22 protein-coding genes are annotated in these 24,797 nt (G+C 42.3%); 9 read left to right on the top strand and 13 right to left on the bottom strand.

Annotation, left to right across the window (positions count from 1 at the left end):
- Window positions 1-252 precede the first annotated feature (252 nt).
- The 3 genes from V7K50_RS29805 to V7K50_RS29795 all read left to right on the top strand — a co-directional run bounded on the left by V7K50_RS29805 (window position 253) and on the right by V7K50_RS29795 (window position 5,798).
- Window positions 253-4,008: a beta strand repeat-containing protein gene (locus tag V7K50_RS29805; RefSeq protein ID WP_334966488.1), complete on the top strand. Its 3,756-nt coding sequence runs from the start codon at window positions 253-255 to the stop codon at window positions 4,006-4,008.
- Between the two features lie 86 nt (window positions 4,009-4,094).
- Window positions 4,095-4,970 carry a GNAT family N-acetyltransferase gene (locus V7K50_RS29800; protein WP_334966486.1) on the top strand — a complete coding sequence of 292 codons (876 nt, stop codon included), beginning with the start codon at window positions 4,095-4,097 and terminating at the stop codon, window positions 4,968-4,970.
- Window positions 4,971-5,051: 81 nt separating this feature from the next.
- Window positions 5,052-5,798, top strand: a complete 747-nt coding sequence (locus V7K50_RS29795; protein WP_334966484.1) for a Uma2 family endonuclease — start codon at window positions 5,052-5,054, stop codon at window positions 5,796-5,798.
- 13 nt (window positions 5,799-5,811) lie between these two features.
- Here V7K50_RS29795 and V7K50_RS29790 read toward each other — a convergent pair whose 3' ends face one another.
- The 7 genes from V7K50_RS29790 to rplU all read right to left on the bottom strand — a co-directional run bounded on the left by V7K50_RS29790 (window position 5,812) and on the right by rplU (window position 11,031).
- Window positions 5,812-6,528 (bottom strand): molybdopterin-dependent oxidoreductase, encoded by a 717-nt coding sequence (locus V7K50_RS29790; RefSeq protein WP_334966482.1) that lies wholly within the window; start codon window positions 6,526-6,528, stop codon window positions 5,812-5,814.
- A 7-nt stretch (window positions 6,529-6,535) separates the two neighbouring features.
- Window positions 6,536-7,132 carry a cytochrome b/b6 domain-containing protein gene (locus V7K50_RS29785; RefSeq protein WP_334966480.1) on the bottom strand — a complete coding sequence of 199 codons (597 nt, stop codon included), beginning with the start codon at window positions 7,130-7,132 and terminating at the stop codon, window positions 6,536-6,538.
- A 149-nt stretch (window positions 7,133-7,281) separates the two neighbouring features.
- Window positions 7,282-8,001 (bottom strand): cytochrome c biogenesis CcdA family protein, encoded by a 720-nt coding sequence (locus V7K50_RS29780; RefSeq protein WP_334966478.1) that lies wholly within the window; start codon window positions 7,999-8,001, stop codon window positions 7,282-7,284.
- Between the two features lie 8 nt (window positions 8,002-8,009).
- A complete protein-coding gene (locus V7K50_RS29775) occupies window positions 8,010-8,624 on the bottom strand; it encodes a thioredoxin family protein (RefSeq protein ID WP_334966476.1) in 615 nt (204 codons plus the stop codon).
- A gap of 234 nt (window positions 8,625-8,858) precedes the next feature.
- Entirely contained in the window at window positions 8,859-9,200 is a 342-nt protein-coding gene (locus V7K50_RS29770) for a hypothetical protein (protein WP_334966474.1), read from the bottom strand.
- Between the two features lie 1,096 nt (window positions 9,201-10,296).
- Complete coding sequence (gene rpmA / locus V7K50_RS29765) at window positions 10,297-10,593, bottom strand: 50S ribosomal protein L27 (protein ID WP_334966472.1); 297 nt, start codon at window positions 10,591-10,593, stop codon at window positions 10,297-10,299.
- Window positions 10,594-10,623: 30 nt separating this feature from the next.
- On the bottom strand, window positions 10,624-11,031 hold the full coding sequence (gene rplU, locus V7K50_RS29760) for a 50S ribosomal protein L21 (RefSeq protein ID WP_334966470.1): 408 nt from the start codon (window positions 11,029-11,031) through the stop codon (window positions 10,624-10,626).
- Between the two features lie 561 nt (window positions 11,032-11,592).
- Here rplU and V7K50_RS29755 point away from each other — a divergent pair.
- Together V7K50_RS29755 and V7K50_RS29750 are read left to right on the top strand one after the other, a co-directional pair.
- Window positions 11,593-11,826, top strand: coding sequence for a Nif11-like leader peptide family natural product precursor (locus V7K50_RS29755; RefSeq protein ID WP_334966468.1), 234 nt, complete (start codon window positions 11,593-11,595; stop codon window positions 11,824-11,826).
- Window positions 11,827-12,007: 181 nt separating this feature from the next.
- The gene (locus V7K50_RS29750; protein WP_334966466.1) at window positions 12,008-13,096 is read left to right on the top strand and encodes a nucleotidyltransferase domain-containing protein; all 1,089 of its coding nucleotides are present in this window, start codon (window positions 12,008-12,010) and stop codon (window positions 13,094-13,096) included.
- A 52-nt stretch (window positions 13,097-13,148) separates the two neighbouring features.
- On the opposite strand, the gene V7K50_RS29745 is transcribed toward V7K50_RS29750, so the two are convergent.
- Both V7K50_RS29745 and bchI read right to left on the bottom strand, forming a co-directional pair.
- Window positions 13,149-13,445 (bottom strand): hypothetical protein, encoded by a 297-nt coding sequence (locus tag V7K50_RS29745; RefSeq protein WP_334966464.1) that lies wholly within the window; start codon window positions 13,443-13,445, stop codon window positions 13,149-13,151.
- A gap of 130 nt (window positions 13,446-13,575) precedes the next feature.
- On the bottom strand, window positions 13,576-14,700 hold the full coding sequence (gene bchI, locus V7K50_RS29740) for a magnesium chelatase ATPase subunit I (RefSeq protein ID WP_334966462.1): 1,125 nt from the start codon (window positions 14,698-14,700) through the stop codon (window positions 13,576-13,578).
- A 150-nt stretch (window positions 14,701-14,850) separates the two neighbouring features.
- On the opposite strand from bchI, the gene V7K50_RS29735 reads away from it, so the two are divergent.
- Together V7K50_RS29735 and V7K50_RS29730 are read left to right on the top strand one after the other, a co-directional pair.
- Window positions 14,851-15,777, top strand: a complete 927-nt coding sequence (locus tag V7K50_RS29735) for a DNA cytosine methyltransferase (protein ID WP_334966460.1) — start codon at window positions 14,851-14,853, stop codon at window positions 15,775-15,777.
- Between the two features lie 425 nt (window positions 15,778-16,202).
- A complete protein-coding gene (locus V7K50_RS29730) occupies window positions 16,203-17,399 on the top strand; it encodes a glycoside hydrolase family 10 protein (RefSeq protein WP_334966458.1) in 1,197 nt (398 codons plus the stop codon).
- A 223-nt stretch (window positions 17,400-17,622) separates the two neighbouring features.
- Here V7K50_RS29730 and V7K50_RS29725 read toward each other — a convergent pair whose 3' ends face one another.
- A complete protein-coding gene (locus V7K50_RS29725) occupies window positions 17,623-18,306 on the bottom strand; it encodes an ATP-dependent Zn protease (RefSeq protein ID WP_334966456.1) in 684 nt (227 codons plus the stop codon).
- 58 nt (window positions 18,307-18,364) lie between these two features.
- Between V7K50_RS29725 and V7K50_RS29720 the strand changes: the two genes are divergently transcribed.
- Both V7K50_RS29720 and V7K50_RS29715 read left to right on the top strand, forming a co-directional pair.
- Window positions 18,365-18,643: a hypothetical protein gene (locus V7K50_RS29720; protein ID WP_334966454.1), complete on the top strand. Its 279-nt coding sequence runs from the start codon at window positions 18,365-18,367 to the stop codon at window positions 18,641-18,643.
- A 402-nt stretch (window positions 18,644-19,045) separates the two neighbouring features.
- Window positions 19,046-21,157, top strand: coding sequence for an AAA family ATPase (locus tag V7K50_RS29715; protein WP_334966452.1), 2,112 nt, complete (start codon window positions 19,046-19,048; stop codon window positions 21,155-21,157).
- A 222-nt stretch (window positions 21,158-21,379) separates the two neighbouring features.
- On the opposite strand, the gene V7K50_RS29710 is transcribed toward V7K50_RS29715, so the two are convergent.
- The 3 genes from V7K50_RS29710 to purU form a co-directional block, all read right to left on the bottom strand.
- Window positions 21,380-22,225 carry a GNAT family N-acetyltransferase gene (locus tag V7K50_RS29710; RefSeq protein ID WP_334966450.1) on the bottom strand — a complete coding sequence of 282 codons (846 nt, stop codon included), beginning with the start codon at window positions 22,223-22,225 and terminating at the stop codon, window positions 21,380-21,382.
- Window positions 22,226-22,261: 36 nt separating this feature from the next.
- A complete protein-coding gene (locus tag V7K50_RS29705; protein ID WP_334966448.1) occupies window positions 22,262-23,350 on the bottom strand; it encodes a HoxN/HupN/NixA family nickel/cobalt transporter in 1,089 nt (362 codons plus the stop codon).
- Between the two features lie 585 nt (window positions 23,351-23,935).
- Window positions 23,936-24,790: a formyltetrahydrofolate deformylase gene (purU, locus tag V7K50_RS29700; RefSeq protein WP_334966446.1), complete on the bottom strand. Its 855-nt coding sequence runs from the start codon at window positions 24,788-24,790 to the stop codon at window positions 23,936-23,938.
- Window positions 24,791-24,797 lie beyond the last annotated feature (7 nt).

The following is a 24,797-nucleotide window of genomic DNA, read 5'->3' as shown; positions in this document are numbered from 1 at the left end:
TCTAAAATGTTTTGCTACCAAGAGAAGGACTTTTCAAACATCCTCTTAGATAGTTTGAAATAGTTGGATAAATACTAGTAAAACCCTTTGAATAAGGTGAATATTCCAGAAATATTACTGTTCCTCAAGGATGACGTATCAAGTATCCCGAAAACATCAAATTTCGGTGAGTTATTTGTGCCCCAAAACAGCACTAAACTCAAGGTTGAGAACTGAAGTTAGTGAAAAAATCAATTTAGCTAGGAAAAAGTTATGGCAAATATCATTGGAACCAACGGTAATGATACCCTACTGGGTAGTAACGACGCGGACACGATTAATGGTGAAGCAGGCAACGATACCATCACAGGTAAACAGGGCGATGACACCCTGACTGGTGGCGGCGGTAAGGATCAATTTGTTTACAACTTAGGCGACGACACTGATATCATCACTGATTTCGGTGGCATTGGTAAAGGAACTAACCCAGCAGCAGCAGTCATTGCCGAAGTCGATACCATCAAATTTCAAGGTGCCGGCTTAACTGCCCAAAATCTGCTGCTGACCCAGAATGGCAGCAATCTGGAAATCACCTTTGAAGGCGTTGAGTATAACAAAGTTATCCTGCAAAACTTTGCCCTGGAAAACCTGGATAACCTCAGCAAATCTACAGGAGCCACTGTAGACTTAGGCAATATAGAGTTTGATGGGCAAACTAGCATCACTGATAGCTTTGATGTCTTCAATGCCAACTCCACCCAAAGCACTATCTTCAACAAGAACACAGTTACCTTCCTTAACGACCTGAATAATAATGTTAACGGCTTTGACAACTCAGATGATGTGATCAATGGTCAGGGTGGTAATGACAAAATCGACGGTAAGAGTGGCAACGACCTGCTACGTGGTGGTGCGGGCAATGATACTCTCATTGGTGGTGAGGGCAATGACACCCTCATTGGTGGTACGGTGAATTTTAACTTGAATGCTAGCAGTTCAACAGGCGATAACCTGCTTGATGGGGGCGATGGGAATGATTCTCTCTCGGTCTCTGGCGACTATGAGGACAGATATGGAAATGTCTATTTTGCCTCAGGGAATAACACCTTCAACGGTGGCGCTGGTAAGGATACCTTGAGGGCTGATTATTCAACAGGCGATAATACTCTCTACGGTGGCACTGGTAATGATAGCTTAAGTGCTGGGGCTTCAAAAGGCAATAACTTCCTCTCTGGAGGCGATGGCAATGATTATCTTTCCACCTCTTATCTTAACTACGCATACATCGTTTATCCCTCTTCAGGCAATAACACCCTCAATGGTGGCGCTGGTAACGATACCTTGATGGCTGAGTCTCCATTGGGCAATAACTTCCTCTCTGGGGGCGATGGCAATGATTATCTCTCCACCTCTGGCGTTGTTACTTATAAAGGAGAACCTAATTTTATCTCCGCAGGCAATAACACCCTGAATGGTGGCGCTGGTGACGATACCTTGAGGGCTGACGTTTCAACAGGCAATAACCTGCTCTTTGGTGGCGATGGTGATGATTACTTGAGTGCTGGTTCAACAGACCCGCTCGTTGGTGATTCTTCAACAGGCAATAACCTCCTCTCTGGTGGCGATGGCAATGATACTCTCTCCACCTCTGGCTATATAAATGTCTACGATGATTATGTACCCTCCTCAGGCAATAACACCCTCAATGGTGGCGCTGGTGACGATCGCTTGAGTGCTACGATTTCGACAGGCAATAACTTCCTCTTTGGGGGTGATGGCAATGATTCCTTCTATGTAAGCACCGCATCAAGTAGTGCCCCCTCTTCTTTAGTGACTCAAACCGTAGATGGGGGTAGGGGTGACGATTTGTTGTCCGTCGATGACAGCAATGCTACAGGGGGGATTACAACAACATTCAATGCTGCTACTAACATTGGATCAATTACGGCGGGCACCTATCGGGTTAACTACAAGAATATTGAAGGATTAAATATCTTAGGTACAGCCTACGATGACAACATTGTGGGGAATGATGGCAATGATACCCTCTCTGGGGGAGTTAGTGGTCATGATACCATAGATGGGGGTAATGGTGACGATTACTCATCGATCATTTTTGCGGATGCCACCGGAGGAATCACTTCGACATTCAATGCTACTACTAATATTGGAGCAATTACGGGGGGCATCAATAGCCTTAGCTACAAGAATATCGAACGATTAACTTTAACTATCTCAGGTACAGCCTACAATGACAATATTGTGGGGAGCAATGGCAATGATACCCTCTCCACAGGTGTTAGTGGCAATGATCGGATCGATGGGGGTAATGGTGATGATTTATTGTCCGTCGATTACAGCAATGTTACCGCAGGAATCACTTCGGCTTTCAATGCCACTACTAACATTGGCTCCATTACCCAAGGCACAAATAGCGTTAGCTACAAGAATATCGAACGATTAAATATCTCAGGTACAGATGAGGATGACTTGATTGTGGGGAGCAATGGCAATGATACGTTCTCCACGCGCTTTAGTGGCAATGATACCATAGATGGCGGTAATGGTGATGATTTATTGTCCGTCGATTACGACCTCTATAAAAACAGAAATTTTACTGGGGGAATGACTTCGAGCTTCAATGCTACTACTAACATTGGCTCAATTACTGCCGGCACCAATAGCGTGAGCTATCAGAATATCGAACGATTAAATATCTCAGGTACATCCCACGATGACTTGATTGTGGGGGGCAATGGTAATGATACGCTTTCCGGGGGCGATACTGACTATGCTGGCAATGATACGATTATTGGCGGTGCAGGTAACGATTATCTCAAAGTTAACACTTCAATAAACAATAATCTGCTGGATGGAGGGGATGGCAATGATTACTTTGATGTCTTTAACACTTATGGCAACAACACCCTTAATGGAGGGAATGGAAATGATTTTTTAGATTTTGGCAATGGTTTGATAGGTACAGGTTTTCCTATTCCCTCTAACTCAGTAACTCAAACAGCAGACGGAGGGACGGGTGACGATACTTTGTCGTTTAACGGCGGGCTTCGAACCCAGGGACTCACTTCGACATTCAATGCCACTACTAACACTGGCTCAATTACGGCGGGGACGAATAGCGTTAATTACAAGAATAGCGTTAACTACAAGAATATCGAACAATTAAATATCTCAGGCACAGGCGACGATGACAATATTGTAGGAAGCAATGGCAATGATACGCTCTCTGGAGGCAATGGTGGTAATGATATCCTCAATGGTGGGGCTGGCAATGATTCTCTTAGTGCCTCTGGCGAGTACTACGACTATGGTTATTACTTCAATCTGAATCTTCTCTTAGGCAATAACATCCTCAATGGTGGCGCTGGTGACGATAATTTAGTTACTAACTTTTCATCAGGAAATAACCTGCTCTCTGGTGGCGATGGCAATGATTCTCTTACTGCCTCTAGCGATACCTCATTATACTTTGACCACGGACTTTATGGTGTTTCTGGCAATAACACCCTTAATGGTGGCGCTGGCAGCGATCGCTTGATTGTTGATTATTCATCAGGTAATAATCTACTGGATGGAGGCGATGGTAATGATACTCTTACAGCCTCTAGTGCCTCTGGTAAGAATACCCTCAAAGGTGGTAATGGCAATGATCTTCTCACAGGTGGCAACGGTAATGATAGCCTCTATGGAGGAGCGGGGACTGATACCTTTGGTTTCAATAGTTACAAGGAAGGCATTGATAGTATTTATGACTTCAATGCCACTAATGAACTGATTCGGGTATCTGCTGCTGGTTTTGGTGGCGGGTTATCAATAGGTTCACTTCAGACAAGCCAGTTTACCCTCGGAACATCTGCAACCAGTAGCGATCAACGATTTATCTATGACAATATTACAGGTGGATTGTTCTTTGACCAAGATGGCAGTGCGAGTGCCTTTACTCAGGTAAAATTTGCACAATTATCTGCTGGATTATCACTAACCAAAAATAATTTTGTGGTTGTTTAATCGTCATTAGCACTTGATCGTCACTCTAGGAATAAATGGGAGGCACTTAAACTGAATAAACTTAATTGGACACTCAGGAGTTTTTTGTGCCTACTTTGAGAACTCTGCAACCTGGAGATGAAGTATCGCTGGAAGCATTTCTCTTGCAACACACCGATACTTCTATGTTTTTGCGCTCTAATTGGCGAGCTGCGGGACTACTTGACCAAGGTGAAATATTTCAAGGAACTTACATAGCGGCGTACACAGATGAAACTATAGTGGCAGTTGCAGCCCATTTTTGGAATGGGATGATCGTAGTTCAAGCCCCTGTACATCTGCCAGAGGTGGTGCAAGCAGTTGTGGTACAATCTGGACGTGCTATTTCTGGAATTAGTGGCCCAGCAGCACAAGTCGAAGCGACAAAGAGCATTTTGGGACTTAGCAACCGACCAATTCAGCTTGATGAGTCTAAGACATTGTTTTCTCTAGCATTACGAGACTTGCAAATACCTGAAGCTTTAGCATCGGCAAAGGTGCAGTGTCGTTTGCCGCATCCAGAAGAATTGGAATTACTCACTCAATGGTGCGCTGCTTATAGTGTGGAAACTTTAGGACAAAGAGATACTCCCAGTTTAACAACAGCTAGCCGTCGCATAATTGAAGTTCGTCAAGCTACGGCTATGCATTGGGTTTTGGTAGCAGGAGATACCCTAGTCTCCTACTCTGCCTTCAATGCCAGCTTACCTGATATTGTGCAAATTGGTGGAGTCTGGACACCGCCAGCGCTGCGAGGTAAAGGCTACGCCAAAAATATAGTAGCAGGCTCATTGTTAGATGCGCGATCGCTCTTAGTAAAACGTGCCATCCTGTTTACAGGTGATCATAACCAAGCAGCCCAAGCCGTTTATCGAGGAATTGGCTTTTTGCCTACTGGCGAGAAGTATGGGTTAGTCTTGTTTGAAGAGACATCGAAATTTTAGATTTTAAATTTGGGATTCAATTATTCCAAGTGCGTTAAATCATAATAGAACTGAGAGTTTCATCATCAGGACTGTTAAAAGATGTATCAAACTGACCCGCCGCGATCGCCAAAAGATGTATTGCCGACCATGTATGATCTTCCTAGTGAAGACCCTGAGGAGCCTGGTTTGCCCGATCAGTTTCATTTATTGCAACCTCGTCTGTTAGACGAAACCTTTCGTCCACAAAATTATCCTAGCGACGAGATATTTGTTGCTAGCGATCTGAATCTTTATTATGACCCGCGCCATCCACTGTGGCATAAGCGACCAGATTGGTTTGCCGTCTTAGGTGTTTCCCGTCTCTATGAACAACAGGATTTACGCTTAAGTTATGTCGTTTGGCAAGAGGGAGTTGATCCTTTTATTGTGGTAGAATTGCTGTCTCCAAGTACTGAAAAGGAAGATTTGGGGCAGACATTACGGGATATCAAGCAACCACCAGGAAAATGGGAAGTGTATGAACAGATTCTACGTGTTCCTTATTATGCAGTATTTGATCGGTACAAATATAAATTAAGGATATTTAAGTTAGATGGCGCTCGTTATGCTGAGATAGCACTGTCAGAATCACGCTTCTGGATACCAGAACTAGAATTAGGCTTGGGTGTCTGGCAGGGACGCTATCAAGATGTGGAACAGCCCTGGTTACGCTGGTATGATTGGACAGGCTGCTGGGTATTGACTTCTACAGAACAAGAAAGCCAACGGGCCCAACAAGAAAAACAACGGGCTGAACGGTTGATTGCACAATTGCGATCGCTAGGTGTTGAACCCGATGTAGATTAGCTTTTTGTCTGCCTTATAGCCCTCCAAACCACTCATAGCCCTGATCTTCCCAATAGCCTTTAATCGGCGACAAATTGCTGACAAATGTAATTTGAGTTACCCACTTGCTTTGCTTGTAGCCCAGTTTAATAGGAGACGCTAGGCGCATCGGCGCACCATTATCAGCTGATAATGGTTGTCCATTCTTTTGATAAGCCATCAGGGTTTGGGGATGTATAGCAGAGGCAAGATCCCAGCTTTCATAATAGCCATCAGCAGATTTGAAGTAGACATAGCGGACGTTTGACTTAGGCTGTACCAGCGCTACTAAATCTCGTAATCGCACACCTCCCCATTGAACGATCGCAGCCCAGCCTTCAACGCAGATATGGCGAATTACCATTGAAGTTAAGGGAAGTTTTTGAATATCTGCCATGCTCAATTCCATTGCGTTATTAACCTCGCCATCAATCTTCAGGCGAAACTGCGCCGGATCAATTTGCGGGGTGAAGTCAAAGGTATTGATTAGCAATTTGTCTGCTTCTATAGCACTAACAGAAAATTCTGGAACTGGTTTTTGAGTTAACAGGAGTGCTTCAAAACGTTGGTTTAGTGGCTCAGATATTTGCTGCACTTGCTCTGAGAACAAATTTGTCCCGCAGCCACCTAAAAGAAAACCTACCCCTGAAAGTCCAGATACTTGCAGTAACCGGCGGCGGGATAAGGTGCGTTTGGGAAGAATCAGACTCATGGAACCTCTACACGAACATAGATTTAACTAGACGGATGCTTCCTACCTTCAGGGCAAGTAAGGAATGAGCAATTGTAAATAGTATGACAGTAGGAACAGTGATAAAGTGAACAGTCCGTAGAGTCTGCCAACTACCAAACAGCCCAGAAATCCAATGGAGTTGGGCAGGTTTGTACATCGCCAAACCACTCAAAATTGCCAGCAGCAGCACTGGAATAATCGCAGTATAAACTAGCCGATGCCATGCGTAGTTCTTGCGCTTTGGGTTCTGGCTGACTTGCAATGCTTTTAAGTCACCGCCATCGGCAAAGCGACGTTGCCAACGACGAGTTACAAAGATATAAAGTCCATACCAAAGTAAGTTCAGCGAAAACAGCCACATAGCAGCAAAATGCCAATGTCTACCACCCCCTAGCCAACCTCCCAGCAACAGAAAGTCAGGAAAATGCCAACCTGCACGCCCTCCAAATACCGGATTAGCATTATAGATTTGCAGTCCGCTACCGATCATCAAGATGAGACTGATGATATTAATCCAGTGAAATGTCTTTGATAGAAAAGTCTGACTTGGTGTTGAGGGGACTTTGCGTTTAGATGAAGTCATACCAATTTTGGATTTTGAATTTTGGACTTCGACTTACCTCGGCTCCGCTCGGCACAAGTCGCTCAGTCGAACGATTTTAGATTTTTAGATTGTTCCCAGTTAGACTTTCGGATTGGGTATTGTAATCCAAAATCTAAAATTGGCACGTCTCACAGAGGTTGAGTGGGAAAGAACGGAGCCAGCCAAAGTTGCACCTGGACATCCCAACCCAGAAGAATCGCAATTGCTGTGGACACGATCGCAATGCCACCAATTCGCTGTAAACTTGCACTATAAGAGCGGATATTGAGAATTCGTTGGCTGAGTACTCGCCCACCATAGGCGATCGCCAACAGAGGCAAACTAGCTCCAATTCCATAAGCAACCAATAGCCAAAATGCACTTGTGACTTGATGATTAACAGCTGCTAGTACTAAAATTCCGCCCAAAACTGGCCCAGCACAGGGAGTCCACAAAAGTCCTAACTGAGTTCCTAGCCAAAACTCTCCCATCAGTCCCATTCGTGCAGGTTTTTTAGCCCACTTGCCAACTGGAATATAACTAAATATTCGGTAACTCCAGGTGGGGAAAATTGCAAGTAGTCCCAAAAATAAGAGGAGTGCGATCGCTCCATTACGTAATAAATTAATCACGCCTGTAAACCAGGTTGCGGTTACACCTAGTAAACTACCCGCCAGTGCAAAACCAGCGATTAATCCCGCCACCAATGCTACTGGGCCGTAGGTATGGGATTGGGGCGTAGAGACAGAGTGACTTGTCATCAGCGATCGCCCCAATACCACAGGCAAAATCGGTAAAACACAGGGTGAAAGCACATTTAGAACACCTCCCAATAAAGCCAGACTGATTGATAAAGTAGAAGTCGTCATAATTCCTTCTACCCCAATAGCTGACGGATAGTTTGCTCGGTTTTTTCGTATGCTCCTTCACCAATATGGTCATATTGCAAGAAGCCCTGACGATCAGCCAAAAATATATGGGGCCAATACTGATTGTCATAAGCGTTCCAAGTTTTATATTCGTTATCAACCGGAACCGGATAAGTAATTTGGTGTTGTCGTAACGCCTTTTTTATGTTATTAGTGTCTCGCTCAAAGGCAAACTCTGCTGTGTGGATGCCAATTACCTTGAGTCCCTGCGACTCATACTGCCGATGCCATTTAGTGATGTAGGGCAGTGTACGCTGGCAGTTAATACAAGCAAAAGTCCAAAACTGTATCAGAACAACACTGCCTTTAAGGTCAGCTATTGACAAAGGTGTAGAATTAAGCCACTGACTTATCCCCTGAAACTCTGGCAGACTCTTGGCTTTCGGAGATTTCACCGCAATAGTTTCCGAGTCTTGGCTATTGTGACGATTTGCAGGAAGCGCTATAGAAGGGGCATTGACTTTTCTAAAGTTGGGAAAAGCTGTTGTGGCTGCACCGACTCCCACAACCCCTAACCCAAGATAAAAAAGTAACTGACGCCGGCGAAGCAGGTTGTGATTCATCAGAATTTCTCCTGTTGAGGTCAAAGCGTCAAAATATAGGGATTGGAATTAGGATGTTACTGGTCAACCAGTCCCTAGCAGTCCACCACACTAACTTTGATGGGTGAATAAGTTCGTAGTAAGGACTTTAGTCCTTGATTTGAGCGCCCAAGCGCTCACTACAAACCAAGCATTGTTGACTTGGCGGACTACTAGTATCCAGTACGAGAAAAGTGAAATGCAAAGCAGTTGTGGCTAGGGCTTGGTGGAAGCCGGCGATTGTTTCATCGCACCACCGGCTTTGTCTTTACCCATTGCATCTTTGCCCATCGCATCTTTACCCATTGCATCGCCGGCTTTGTCTTTACCCATCGTATCTTTACCCATTGCATCGCCGGCTTTGTCTTTACCCATCGTATCTTTGCCCATTGCATCGCCGGCTTTGTCTTTACCCATCGCATCGCCGGCTTTGTCTTTGCTCATCGCAGGAGAGGCTTCAGGAGCAATTTGATTGTTGCTTGCAGGACTGCTAGAGCAAGCAGTGAGACTGGTAGTTAAAATCAGACCAGCAATTAAAGAAAGTGTTTTCCAGTTCATAGTCTTCTTTCGTCCTTTGGATAGTTATTTTTGTATTGATTGATCAGAGGAAACTAAGCTACAAGTAGATTCATCAAGGCTATTGGGGTCAAGAATATGCCTTCTGGCAGAGGACTCCATCAGACTTTTGCTACTGCGTAGCTTGCCAACCTAGGCATCGCACCTACGTTGCAATTAAGTAACGCCTTTGGTTGTAACACAACAATAATAGTAAAAGCGATCGCAACTCTTCTTAACCGTTATTTTTGATACTCAAGCCGACGGTACGGCGGAAGTCAAAGCATTTATGCGTAACAGCTTTGCAAACATTCGGCAAGACCAACAAGGCGATAGACAGCAATCTCAAGTTGTAAGTACTCCACGAGTAGGCGGCTAGTTTTATTTATTACTCCTGATATTTGAGTTATCCCCAACATCCAAAGTATCTCTGTTAGGACTGAAGTTTGTCTGAAACGAAGCCATGATTTTCATAAATTTATCCCTTGAGAAAATTTAGTTAATTCTCAGCATTTTCTCAGGTATTCATGGTATAGCAGGGGACTGGGGACACTTCTCTACGAGAGGCTGCGCCAACGACAAGCTCAGTGCATCGCTGGGGACTAGGAACTGGGCTGAAAGTCTTTTTATATATAGGTTTTATCATCAGTCAATGTCCTAACCTCCTTGTCCGTTGCTATAATCAAAACCGCAACCTAATTTAAATATTCTCTCAGCGAAACCTCATGCTGAAGTGAATGAAGGCAACTTAGCATAAATGTAGGGGACTTCCAAATAAGAAATACTCAACTACTTCTTGTGGGGTGGGCAACATGAGCGCCCATAGGCAAAGGCGCTCATGTTGCCCACCCCACAAGATTGGAGAATTTATTTGTTGTCAGTCCCTAGAGACGTAGCACTGCTACGTCTCTATAAGGGTTTTGGATAACGCATATTTAATTTTTGGAGATGTCTTTTCTGTAATATTTTGTTAGTGAATAACCTGTGCCTTTTGATGCTTCTGATACTAATCTATGGGCGACAGAGAAACAAAGCGACTTTTAAGTAACTGTTGGGAATTAGCAAATAGGGTGGGCAACTGTTCACCCACCCTAACGCTCTAACTTGCTACTGCCTCAACAGGGGCTGCCTCAACAGCAGTTATGGGTAAATAAACACTAACTTTTTTACGGGTTTTGCCCTTTCTCTCAAACATTACAACACCGTCGATTAAAGCAAACAGAGTGTCATCACTACCAATACCGACGTTGTTACCAGGGTGAAATTTGGTACCACGCTGACGCACGAGAATGTTTCCTGCACGTACAACTTGACCGCCATAACGTTTGACACCCAGACGTTGGGCATTAGAATCACGACCGTTACGTGTACTACCTGTTCCTTTCTTATGAGCCATGATTTCCTCTTGTGTATCTACTTCTTTTTATTATTCAGCAGCAGTTTCAAATTCTTCGGCGGAAGTGTCATCTGCAACAGGGACTTCTTGCTCCGTTGCTCCTTGGGCAGCAAACACTGCACCATTAAGGGTGATGGAGTCAATCATAAGTCTGGTAATTTCCTGACGATGCCCCCGCTTTTTGCGAGTTTTCTTTTTCGGCTTCATTTTGTATACCAGGACTTTACGACCCCGATAGTGTCGCATTACAGTCCCTTCTACAGTCGCACCTGTCACTAGTGGCTGTCCAATGGTGACTTCGCCCTCGTGCTGCACGAGTAATACGGAGTCTATTGTAACTTTTTCATCTGGTTCGGTAGCAAGCAGTTCAATGTCGTAAAACCGCCCTGGCTCTACTCGTATTTGTTTGCCGCCAGTTTCAATAATTGCGTAGGTCATGGAATTGTCCTTGAGGTTGCCGTACAGGTAGCTGGTTTTTATCTCTTATAGAGACGCTTTTACCAGCTTTTGTAATATGTCTACCTGATCCGAGCAGGAATTAGACAGACAATCTAAAATACTACTTTATTAACAGGTGTTAAGTCAAGCCATAACAGAATTTTGGGATTTGGCATCTGGTCAGCCGGAAGAGGAAAAATCAGCTAATTTGAGTATTTGGCGATCGCTAATTTCCCCAGAGTGGCGATGAATTAGCCAACAGTCGTCAGATGCTGCATCTACGCCCGTCGTAGACATTGCCCACCAGCAGGAATGTAAATATAATTTACAAGTCAGAATTAATGCTTTTTAACTAAAAATTGCTACTATCTGAGGGCTGAACTTTACAAAAAAAGTAACAGTGTTATTATATATTTTTCTATCAAAACCAATGCATTCTTATTCTTTGTTTTAATATCAAATATAGATGCTTAATTAAGGAATTCTTTGCAGAAGTTAGTAAATCCTAGGAGTTAAATTACTACATTCAAACCTGATATTTCAAACAGGAGATGGATTGTCATGACACAGCAAAATGCTGCCCGACTTTTTAAAGCCGTAAAAGAAGATCAAGCATTACAGGAAAAACTCAAAGCAACAGCTGATCCAAAAGCCTTCATCAAGATTGCTCAAGAGCGTGGCTATGATTTCAACGTCCAAGAACTAGACAGTGAGATCAACAAATTGTCTGAAGAAGATTTAGCCACCATTGTCAATCCAGGATGGGGAACTAGACGCCACATTCATCCTAGATAATTCTGGCTCTAGGAAACCGAAAGTGTAGGAACAACTGAATTGACAAGTTTTGCTCCTCAAGGGGATACCATTGCATCATCTCCTTTAGGGGCATTTCTGTAGTTAAAAATCCTTTCTCTGTTCTCCATCTACCCACCTGCTTAACTCATGAGTTAGGATGACTATATTTTAATCAGGTGATATGAAAAGAATAGAAGTTGAGCAAAGAAGTATTTTAATTGGTTTAGCAGGTAGCCACGGCTATGGTTTAAATCGTCCTGATTCCGACTTTGATTATCGGGGAGTATTTATCGCACCCAAAAGGTACTACTTAGGATTTGATCGCATAGAACAAAAAGATACTGGTTGGGATGAACCAGGAATATTTTCATTTCTGGATAGCAACAAAGACACGGTTATATATGAATTAAGAAAAATCCTCCAGTTGTTAGCGGGGGCGAATCCCAATGTTTTAGAATTGCTCTGGTTAAATAACTATCCTTTTTTAAGTACAGGAGGACAGCATTTAATTAATCATAAACAGCTATTTTTGAGTAAGAAGGTGAAACATACTTACACTGGTTATGCTTTTGCCCAAATCAAAAAGATGGAAACTCATCGTAAATGGTTGTTAAAGCCACCACAAAAAAAACCAATACCATCTGACTTCGCTATAGAAGGCGAAACACCCCTGAGTAAAGATGAGCTAAATGCTTTTCTGGAGTATCTTTATAACTTAATCAGAGGAAGGATTGAGTTTTTGGAAGAAGCGGAACAATTATATCAATTACTGACAGCAGATATTGATTTTAAAGGAGTATTAAAACAATATACATTACCCGATGAAACTTTGGAATATACCCAAAAGTTCACCAATAGCCGTAAAGATTTTATCCGTCTGCTTCAGAAAAGCCAAAGCTATCAAATAGCTTTAAGAGAATGGAAAGCTTACTTATCTTGGCAGGAAAATAGAAATCCGGCTAGGGCAGAAATGGAAAGAAAGTCGGGTTATGACCTGAAACATGGGATGCACTGCATTAGATTGTTACGCAGTGGAGTAGAAATATTGCGACAAGGTGAAGTGATTGTAGATAGGAGAATAGCTGGTGATGTTGAAGATTTAAAAGCTATTTTAAAGGGTGAATATTCTTATGAGCAAGTGATGAAAATGGCAGAAGATTTGGTAGCCAAAATGGAAGTTGTTTGCGAACAATCTGCTCTACCTCACAAACCTGATTTAGAGCAAATTAATGATTTGTGTATGGAATTGGTGGAAATGCAGAATTGGTGATTGGGGCATTGGGCATTGTTGATTAAGTTGCTTGCCTATTTCTTATTCCCCATTAAATACTGTACATTAAGTCAGCAAACCCATAGAGGCTAATGATGAGTAATAGGGATGCTGTTAGTTGGGTAATTCGCGTCTGGGGTGAAGGCGCGATCGCTTCCCGCACTAAGATGGAAATAGATGCCCCAACTACTAAGCTCAAACCTAAGATTAAATACGGTCTGTCGGGTAAAATACTGGCTATTCCCAGCATTGCGATCGCTAATAAAAGCATCAATAATTCTACAAACCTGGGCGGGTTGTATTGGCTAGATAAAACAAAGCTGTTGAACCAAAAAGACCAAAATCTCATAATCAGTTTTGAGTGCTAAATATTGAGTTAGACTCTGCCAATTTTAGATTTTGAATTTTCGATTTTGGATTGAAGGAAAAATCCAAAATCGTTCGACTGAGCGAAGTCGAAGTCCAAAATCTAAAATTAATTAGCTCCTAGCCCCTAATTTCTGACCTGTGCCGTTCTTTTGTGCAGTATCACTTTCTGGTAGTTCCACTCCAAAGATGCGGCTAAAAACCTTGGCGACTTTGTAGCCAGAATCAATCGATTCTAAGGGGTCTTTCCGCAGTCTATGACGCAAGCATAGCGTAATTACGCGGTGGATATCATTAACTGTAACTTCAGTTCGTCCTTCGTAAGCTGTTAAGGCTTTGGCGGCGCGGTTACTAACAATGTCACCCCGCAAACCATCTACATCCAGTTCTGAGCAGACTTCAGAAATTTTCACCCGTAAATCGTAGTCAATTTTTACTTCTGGCAAAAGCTGTTGAGCATTGACAATTTGCTCTTGTAATGCTTCTTGCTGGGGTTTGTAGTTTTCGAGAAATACTGGGGGATTTTGGTCAAAATCCGCCCGTTGTTCCACGATTTGCACCCGCAAGGCTGGTTCTTTGACTGTGTGAATTTCTGCGTGCATCCCAAAGCGATCGAGCAGTTGGGGGCGTAGTTCGCCTTCTTCGGGGTTTCCAGAACCCACAAGCACGAAACGCGCTGGGTGACGGATAGAAATACCTTCCCGTTCTACAGTGTTCCATCCACTGGCGGCGGAGTCGAGTAACACGTCTACAAGGTGGTCATCTAGTAAGTTGACTTCATCCACATAGAGAATGCCTCGGTTAGCCTTTGCCAGCAATCCTGGTTCAAAGGCTTTGACACCTTCAGATAAAGCTTTCTCGATGTCGATTGTGCCACAAACTCGGTCTTCTGTGGCTCCTAGCGGCAGGTCTACCATTTGGACTTTTTTGTGAGCTACGGGAATTTCCGCCCCTTGTTCTAACAGTTGGCGGACTTCATCGCTCATCAAGTCGGGGTCGCTAGGATCGCTGCTGAAGGGGTCATTAGCAACCACAGAAATTTCTGGCAGCAGATCCGCCAGCGCTCGGATAGTTGTGGATTTTCCGGTGCCGCGATCGCCCATAATCATTACACCCCCAATTTTGGGGTCAATCACGTTCAATAGCAGCGCCAGTTTCATTTCTTCCTGGCCCACAATTGCCGTAAAAGGAAATACTACGCGACGCGCACTTGCCGTGGATTGAGCAGTTGGACTCACTAAATTACCTTAACAATATTTTTCTTATTACAGTTCTTTATTGTGACACAGGTAGGGCATGGAATAGGTTCGTAAATTTAAAAGTCTTATTAAACACATTACTTTACGTGTACATACTAGAATATGAAGAATTAAAAGATATATAAAAGTATGAAAGAAAAATATATAGATAATATAAAAAGCTCTTCACCTAGAGTTTTAGACCTTTTTGCCGGTTGTGGAGGGTTATCTTTAGGCTTTCAAAATGCTGGTTTTAATATTGTAGCAGCATTTGATAATTGGAAACCAGCTATAGATGTTTATCGAAAAAACTTTAGCCATGAAATTTTTAATTACGATCTGAATAATTTGAAGAGAAACTATGAATTTTTTAGAGAAATGTGTCCTGAAATTATTATTGGTGGTCCCCCGTGCCAAGACTTTTCTAGTGCCGGCAAACGTGATGAAGATTTAGGAAGAGGGGATTTAAGTATTGTCTTTTCTGAAATAATTACAAATGTACTTCCTCAGTGGTTTGTGATCGAGAACGTAGACCTATTTCGTAAAAGTAATAAATATCAAGAGGCTAGACAAATCTTGAAAGCTGCTGGATATGGTTTAAGTGAAATAATTTTGGATGCTAGTCTGTGCGGTGTACCTCAAAAGCGAAAAAGATTTTTTTGCTTTGGGGAGTTACAAGGAAAAGACGAAAGTCTAGAACCTTACCTCAAAAAAAGATTAGCAGATAAACCAATGACTATTAGAGATTATCTGGGAAATAAATTAGAAATTGAATATTACTACAGACATCCAAGAAGTTACCAAAGAAGAGGAATTTTTAGTATTGATGAACCCAGCCCAACAGTAAGAGGAGTTAATCGTCCTATTCCTAAAACCTATAAGAAACACCCTAAAGATCCAGTCAACGTTACAGAAAACTTGCGCCCATTGACTACAATTGAAAGAAGCTACTTGCAGACTTTTCCTGAAACATTTATTTTTGAAGGGACAAAAACAGACCTGGAACAAATGATCGGAAATGCTGTTCCAGTCAAGCTTGCAGAGTATATTGCTCAAAGTCTCCTTGAATATATTTAGGACTAGCACTTTCAAGGTGACTCAGAAAATCTCTGATTTCCTCTCTGTGTTCTCTGTGCCTCTGCGGTTTAAAAGTAATTTATCTAACCACAGAGGCGCAGAGAACACAGAGTAAAGAGGGATTCTTTGACCAAAATTTTTACCCACCTTGAAATGGCTAGTCCTAATCTTAAAGATAAGCAATGCCAAATTCCCTATTCCAATATCTATTGGCACTAATTACTACTAACTACGTCAAGCATCTTATAACTTTGCTAGGTCTGCTTTAGTTTTTCTGGTGCAAAAGTTCTATAAGCAAGGAACGAACAACTACCAACTTACCAATCCTGTAGTGAGCATAAATACTTGTAGACTATATGGTTAGTAGATTCAATTATAAAAACTAGCAATGGCGTGTGTGGGTAGTTAATGCATCATTCAAATCTATGAAATCATCTTTTATTGTTCAAAGTTGGCGGCGATCGCTCAAGTATCTTTTTCCCATTCTCATTTTAATATCCTTTGTTACGGTATTGCTGGTAGACAGTTTCATCCCTGCGATCGCACAGATACCCCGTCAGGAAATTCGCGGGGTTTGGATGACCACTAATGATTTTGATACCCTCAAAAGTCGCGCCAAAGTGCAGGATGCGGTGAGTGAACTGCGGCGGCTGAACTTCAATACAATCTATCCTGTGGTGTGGAATTCTGGCTATGTGATGTATCCTAGCGCCCTAGCGCAGCGTGCAGGGATTCAACCTTTTGTCTCCAGAGGTTCAGATGGACATGATATTCTCGCAGACCTGATTACCCAAGCACATCGTAAAGGATTGCTGGTGATTCCCTGGTTTGAATTTGGTTTTATGGCTCCCCCAACCTCAGAACTGGCGCTAAATTACCCGGATTGGTTCACACAAAAGCGGGATGGTAGCCAAACTTCAATCAGTGCGGCTGGTGAGGTTATGTGGCTTAATCCGTTCCATCCACAAGTGCAACAGTTCATCACCAATCTTGTACTAGAAACTGTCACCCAATATGATGCCGATGGCATTCAGTTTGACGATCATACGAGTTTGCCCTACGAATTTGGTTATGATCAATATACAGTTGCCTTGTACACCCAAGAAACTAATAATGCTCCCCCAAATGATCCTCAAGATGCAGACTGGGTAAAGTGGCGGGCAGATAAAATTACGGCGTTTATGGTACAACTTAACCAAGCTGTGAAGCAGAGAAAACCGCAGGCGATTTTCTCTGTTGCTCCCAATTATTATGATTTCGCTTACAAGTTTCAACTACAAGATTGGCTAACTTGGATGCGGCAAAATATTGTGGACGAGTTAATTGTGCAAGTTTATCGTCCGAATCTGCAAAGTTTTGTGGCAAATATTTCCCGCCAAGAAATTCAAGAAGCGCAACAAATCATTCCAACTGCAATTGGCATTATGACAGGGTTAAGAAATAATCCAATTCCCATGCAGCAAATTAAGTCTCAGGTGCGGGCTGCCCAAGAACGCGGTCTAGGTGTAACCTTCTTTTATTATGAAAGTCTTTGGAACGATGCTTTAGAATCTTTAGAGGAGCGACAAGCTGGATTTGAAAATCTCTTTCCATCTCCCGCACTCCGCGCCAGACTTGAATAGTATTTGTGTTGAAGATAATGTTAATGAAGGGAGCATTTCAATCTTTGCCAATATAGAAATCCTTGCAGGAGTTGTGAAAATGCGCGATGTCCAGATCCCCGACTTCTTTAAGAAGTCGGGGATCTAATTTTTCACAAATGATTTAGGATTGTTATATACCTGGCGCGTAGCTTTGGCGGGGTGGGGTTCTTCGGGTTTAATAAGTAATCAGGCGGACATGATATTACTCCCTACTCGCTACTCCTAATTCAGCACGACAATCTTCTACCGAAGTGCGTTGTCGCATGGCATTAACTAAAGCCTCGTAGCTAGACCAATTTTCTTGGAGTAGAGTTTTTGCTTGGAGGGCATGAAACCGCAATTTCTGTTGATAAGCTGATTCAGAAAAGCCTAAAATTGTCAAGACTCCTATCAGCTTGTTTTTATCATCACCTCCACCCTCAGCATTATTAAAAACTAGGGTTTCAGCAGCAATACCCGCCATCCAAACAGTGCAATAGCGGTCTACCATTTGGGCACTGATTTTACCTACTTCTAGTTGAGATGCTAATTCGCCGTCATCAAAGCTAACACCGCCTTGCCCAGGTTGCCCCTGTTTCCAGGCTTCCCAAGCGCTGAGTGTGTAGCCTGTAACGGGAATACCCAACAGGTAAGCAACTAAGAAATGTCCTGCTTCGTGATGGATGATGCGATCGCGGTGTTCTTTTGAAAAACCAGCAATCCAATCTAAAAAGATAGTACCACCCTTGCCTTGCAAGCTGAAACTATCTAATGTCGCTATGCCTAAGATGGTGAAGGTAGCGATCGCTGGTACTGCCGGTGATATGTTTAAGAATGGCCCCAGCAGTACCGATAGGGTCATGAGAAAGATAGATATTGCAACTAAATTTAGGCTAGTTTGGCTCATTGAGAGTTTTCTGAGTGCAGCTTAATCTTTCTTCATTATCCTCCACTTAAACCCCATCATGGCTATCCCAGAACTCGAACAACAACTCCTTCAGCTTTCCCCCAACGATAAACTGTATATTATCCAACTTCTTGCCCAAAGCCTGACCACACACAACACTCACCCAGACCAACCCACCAAACTCTCAGAATTCTTCCGTCAATCCCCCCTGGCTGAACTCACCGAAGAACTCGACTTTAGCCGAGGCTTGACATTGCTAAAAACCCTTATTGAGTCCCTACAACCAGAAACCCAAATTGAAACCCCAGAATATCCCCTGACTGAATTCTATGGATGAAACATTCTTTCGCCATCCCCAAGAACAACAACCAGAACGCGAACCAATCCTGTGAAATTTCTGCTAGATACTAACACTTGTAAATTTGCCGATTAAACAATGGCGCATTTACTGAGAATGATTTCCAGCCGATTCTGTACTTCCTCAAGTTCTTGGCGCTTTTGGTAAATCCACATCTTTTCAGCCTCACGTTGTTCCAAAGTTTCGTTGTGAGCTTTTTCCTGCTGTTCGAGGAGATTTTCGTAAAGTGCGATCGCTCAATTCTTCACGCCATTCATCTTTGGATGACTCAATTTATGTGAATAATAGAGTGCTTAATTTTTACTATTCCACTATCAAACGTCAATAAGATAGCCTATATTCAAATGGAATGTCGCTAGTAATTAGTCTTAAAGTTAAATAATGCGTATTTGTAGCCTTGAAATCAAAAATTTTCGTGCGATTACTGGTCTTCAGCTTACAGACTTGAGCGAGGTTGTTGTTATTGCTGGGCCAAACGGCTGTGGTAAGTCATGCGTTTTGGATGCAATCCGACTGTTAAAGTCAGTCTATGGAGGTTATCAGCAGAATGAGTTGCAGCAGTGGTTCAATGAATTCCAAATTAATACGAGTAGTCTAGGGGATATCTTATCTCTGTTTCAAGATAAGAATCAGCCACTAGAAGTAGTTGTAGAGATTTTGCTATCTGCTGAAGAAAAGAAATACCTTTTAAATGAGGCAAATAAGCGGTTACAAGATAATGCAAGTCGTCTCCTACAAAATCAAATTTGGCAGGGGGTCTCACTTCAACATGGGCAGGGGGGATTCACCAATGCAGAATCCCTGGCAATGGAACAACGCATATACACGCCTATTGTAGAACAGCGTACCAGAGAGACAGTTTCATCTCTGATTAATGATTTAAAGCAGACTTCTCACATTGGTCGTATCAAAATACAGCCTGATAGTACTATAAACATAGCACCATCACAAATTCTTGAGCTTGTATTCGGCAATTATAAGCCCCAGCATATTGGCATCATTGATTATCATGGAGCCGGTCGAAATTACGCCCGTGAAAAAATTAACGCAATTAACCTCAGTCTTGAGTCGAATGAACAGCAATTGCGGCAACATACACTCTACAACTACACAAACAAATATTTAAACTTGAAGGCAGAAATGGCTTCAGGCTATATTCGTCAACTTCTTGCGAAAGAGATTAGCACAACAGGTGGCGAAATTGACACGCTAACCAATACATTAAAAGAACTGTTTACAACTTTTTTCCCTGGTAAAGAATTTCTAGGAGCGCAACCGCAGGCTGATGGACAGCTTTTATTTCCTGTACGAACGGCCTCTGGTGCGATACATGATATCAATGAGCTAAGTTCTGGTGAGAAGGAAGTTCTCTACGGTTATCTGCGTTTACGGAAGACGGCTCCTCGAAATTCTGTACTTCTAATGGACGAACCTGAACTTCACCTAAATCCACGCTTGATAAGTGGTTTAGCATCTTTTTATCACAATAATCTTGGAAAGCCATTAGGAAATCAGTTATGGTTAGTTACGCATTCTGACACTCTTATCAGAGAAGCAGTTGAGCGTGATGACTTCCGAGTATTTCATATCCAGCCATCTAGCAATTTTGAGAGTAAAAATCAGGCTACGGTAGTTAAAGCAGATGAAGATGTTGAGCGAATAATTATTGACCTCGTTGGAGACCTTGCAGCTTACCGCCCAGGTGCCAAAATTGTAATTTTTGAAGGTGGAGGTAATACTGAGTTTGACCGTTGGATGGTTAGTCAGCTATTCCCAAAATTTTCAGATACAGTCAACTTTATATCAGGTGGTAACAAAAGGCGAGTTGCAGACCTTTACGAAGTACTGGAGAATGCGCGGCGTTATATCCCTGCAAAGTTTTACGCTGTAACTGACCGCGATACAGATGAGTCAGATGTGCTAGAAAATTCCAATCGTATGAGTTGGGATGTTTACCATATTGAGAACTATCTCCTCGAACCACATTTCATTTTCCAAGTTCTCAGGGATATAAATGCCTTATGTAAAGAAGTTGCGACGGAAGAAGATATTAAGAAACAGCTTACGGAGTTCGCTTCTGAGATAATTACTAATGTGGTTACACATCGGTTGCTTAAGCAAGCAGATCGCCAACTTAAAAGCAAGCTTGATCTTGGTTTTGATCGAAGTATCCAATCTGTAGGATCTGAACTTGCAAAAGCAGTTGCTCGATGCCATGATCGCATTGAAAAATTGACTTTAAACGAGCTTTCTGAAAAACATCTCATTGACCTTGAAAGACAATATCGCTTAGAAGCAACTACATCTCTTGGAAATGGCACTTGGCGTAGAATTTTTCCTGGGCGCGACATTATAAAGCTCTTTGTAGGAAGATTTGGGCGAGGTATTCCTTATGAAAGGTTTCGAGATTTGATCTTAGCTCGTATGCGTGATAATAATTTTCAGCCAGCAGGCATGAAGCAAATTGTTGATCGGATAATTGCCGATCATTAACATTTGAAGGTTTAACTCGGAACGCACAGTTACAACTCCTTGCCTGCACGGTCAGAAATTTCTCTACTGCGATCGGCGAGCAGTGCTATCGAGGGAATTGAGGATTACTCATGAAGATGCTTTTAAAAGTTATCAACTTGGACGTAGACGGACTAATAGGAAAACTCACGCGCTCACAGTGGAATTGTATATAGCAATCCTAAACACATTGTTTTTCCGTTTCTAACCTACTTCCAAACTTGTCACAGCAAAGACACGATTAATAGGTAAACTAGGAATTTCTTTAGTATACATCCGAGCCGTTTGAGAGACTGGCTGCAATTGGTAACGTTGAACTAAGTTAATTGCTTGTACATTTGTATCCGGCACATCAAAAAACACTGGAGCATGAGGATTTTGTGCAAGCAAGGCTTGAAATAATGCTTCAGCAATCTGTTCGTCATTAGCAAACAGTGGCCCAATCCGAAAACCTGTGTGTGCAGGCCGGATAACTCCGTAACCAACAAGATATCCATTTTTGAGAAACCCGAAAGCAGTACTTTCTGGCTGTTCAATCCAATGTTGCAGAAATACTGGACGCTTAGAAGGAAAAAGTTGGCAATCGTAAGCCACCAACTCTTCAAAAGGCACTGTTTTCAGTTCGATGATACCAGCAGGCACAACACCGCCACCCACCCCTTCATAACGAATATGGTTATAAGCGATTTGGAAACCAGACTTTTTGTAGTTATCTTGTTGAGCTACTACACCATCCAAGCCGATATTACGGTCAGCACCTAGATAGTCAATTGCTGTCTTCCAAATTTTCATACCCAACCCCTGCCCACGAAACTGGGGTTTGACAATGTAAAAACCTAGAATGCCGAAGTGTTGATCGTAAGTAACAGCAGAAATGCATGCCACCGGCTCACCATTCAACTCGCCCACAAAAAAACCGTTTTTGTCAGTTTGATAAAAAGATTCAGCATCATACCTTCCTGGATTCCAACCTTCGCTTGCTGCCCAAGTAATGGCCAAATCAATTTCCGACCTGTTCATTGTACGGACGATGAAGTTGTCAGGGGTCATAATATTTTCTTTTATGTCGCGCATATAATAATAAGCTCAATGTCTATTTTTATTATCTTTACCATTTGTAGCCCTAGTGACTTCCAAATCATCATACTTATTGACTTTGTAGATGATGGTCGAAAGTAACCAACTGAATACAAAAATGGCAATGATTAAGTAACCAATTGTGCCAAAGTTATCACCTAGTTGACTAATGAAATCCCAAAATGGACTTTTCAGTTGTAACTGATCGCCAATAATGTTCAGAGCCTCAATTCCGCCAATGACCACAGCAACTAATACAGAAACAAGGGTGATGGTCATATTGTAGTACAGCTTGCGGATTGGTTTGACGTAAGCCCAGCCATAAGCACCAAGCATTAAAATGCCGTCAGTGGTGTCAACTAGGGACATACCTGCGGTGAATAAAGCTGGAAATATTAGGATTGACCAGATGGGCAAACCTTTAGCGGCTTGATTTGCAGAAATCCCCAGCAGTGCTACCTCTGTGGCCGTGTCGAAGCCTAAACCAAAAAGGAAACCTAAAGGAAACATTTGCCAGCTACTATCTATCAACCGAAACAAAGGACGGAAGATGCGACCGAGTAGCCCGCGTTGGTTCAAAAATTCATCTAAGGATTGCTCGTCATAGATTCCCCCTCGCTTGACGGTTTGGAAGGTCTTATAAACATCCCACAGCACCACCATATTAATTGCTGCAATTGCTAGTAGGAAAAGTGCAGAAACGCTACTGCTAATTAGCCCCCCAACCTTTTCAAAACTGGGAAAGTTGTTATGGATAGTTGCAGTGGTTAAAGCGATCGCAACAGAGGCGAAAATTACAACGGTGGAATGACCTAGAGAGAAGAAGAACCCAACAGAAACAGGTCGTTTGTTCTCCTGCATCAATTTACGGGTAACATTGTCAATCGCGGCGATGTGATCGGCATCTACAGCATGACGCAGACCAAAGCTATAAGCTAATACGGCGGTGCCAAGCAAAAGGGGGTAGCTGTGAAATGCAATGAGGGCAAGTACCCAGATCAAAATATTCACGCTAATCAGGAACGCATAGATGTTGATAACTTTACGTCTAACGTTTCTAGAACTATCGTTGAAAACACGCGAAAATCTGGCTAGCATTTATCACTCCTTATAAAGGCATATTTCCACAAGGTGAAAAACGAATGAGACTCTATATGAGCCGTACCAGCATACTGAGCCAGCCTATAGAGGTTTTATTCATCAAATTTACTTACATTGACATTGACGTAAGGTTAAGTAAAACCTATCTAAATGACAAATATGTTGCAAAGTTATGTCAAAAGTGTGTCTAGTTGGTCATACTTCATAACAGTGAGCAGCATTGGCTGAAATCTTTATAAATAAGACTAAAGAAGCTTCTTAATATATTTCTAGTTTGTAGTGAGTGATTTATCGCTCAGAGCAAGGATTATCAGGACTAAAGTCCTTACTACAAACTTTAAATTTATTCATGCATAGATACTTAGTAATATATAAAACAATATACATCTCCGAAAAAGAATGTAGAGACGTAGCACTGCTACGTCTTTATAAAGGTTCTGGGTAACGCATATTTAATTTCACCAGGTGTCTAATATGCGTGGTAAAAATTCCACCTGAAAGCAGAAACTAAAAACCCCTGCTACCAAAGATATAGCCGTTTGCTCAATCATCAAAGCTGAACTATTTTATTTGGATGTAGAATCACTCGAATACTACTGTTCTATTACCATAGACTAATACGCGATTTTGTAAGTGCGATCGCACCGCTCTTGCTAATACAATTCTCTCCAAATCTTTGCCTTTTCTCACCAAATCATCAACTTCATCACGGTGACTAACTCGTACTACATCCTGTTCAATAATTGGGCCTGCATCTAAATCAGCAGTGGCATAATGAGCCGTTGCACCAATAATTTTTACACCCCGTTCAAAAGCTCGGTGATAAGGGTTGGCTCCGATAAAAGCTGGTAAAAATGAGTGGTGTATATTAATAACTTGCGGAAATTGAATAATAAAATCTGCACTAACAATCTGCATATATTTTGCCAATACAACTAAATCTATTTTGTACTGGCGTAGTATTTCTAGTTGTTTGGATTCTTGTTCTGATTTATTGTCTTTAGTAATAGGAATATGCTGAAACTCGATATTAAATTGCTCTGCCACTACCTTTAAATTAGAATGGTTGCTAATGATTAAAGGGATTTCAGCAATAAACTCTTTGGCGCGTTGTCGCCAAATTAAGTCAAATAGACAATGGTCTTGCCGACTTACCCAAATAGCAATGCGTGGTACTGTATCAGAAAAACGTATTTCCCACTTAGCGCCTAAAGGTTGAGCGATGGCATTAAATGCAGGGGCAATAAATTCTCGCGGTAAATTAAATCCATCTAACTGCCATTCAATGCGGGTGAGGAATAACCCAGCAGCAAAATCTGTATGCTGATCTGCATGGATAATATTACCACCATTAGAATAGATGAAATTGGCAAATTTTGCCACCAATCCCCGTTGATCGGGGCAGGAAATCAGCAAAGTTGCTGTCGGATTTGTCATAGTAATA

This window comes from Nostoc sp. (assembly GCF_036917135.1).
Classification (GTDB): Bacteria; Cyanobacteriota; Cyanobacteriia; order Cyanobacteriales; family Nostocaceae; genus Nostoc.
The sequence above is the reverse complement of the archived record's forward strand: the minus strand, read 5'-3'. Positions and strand labels throughout refer to the sequence as shown.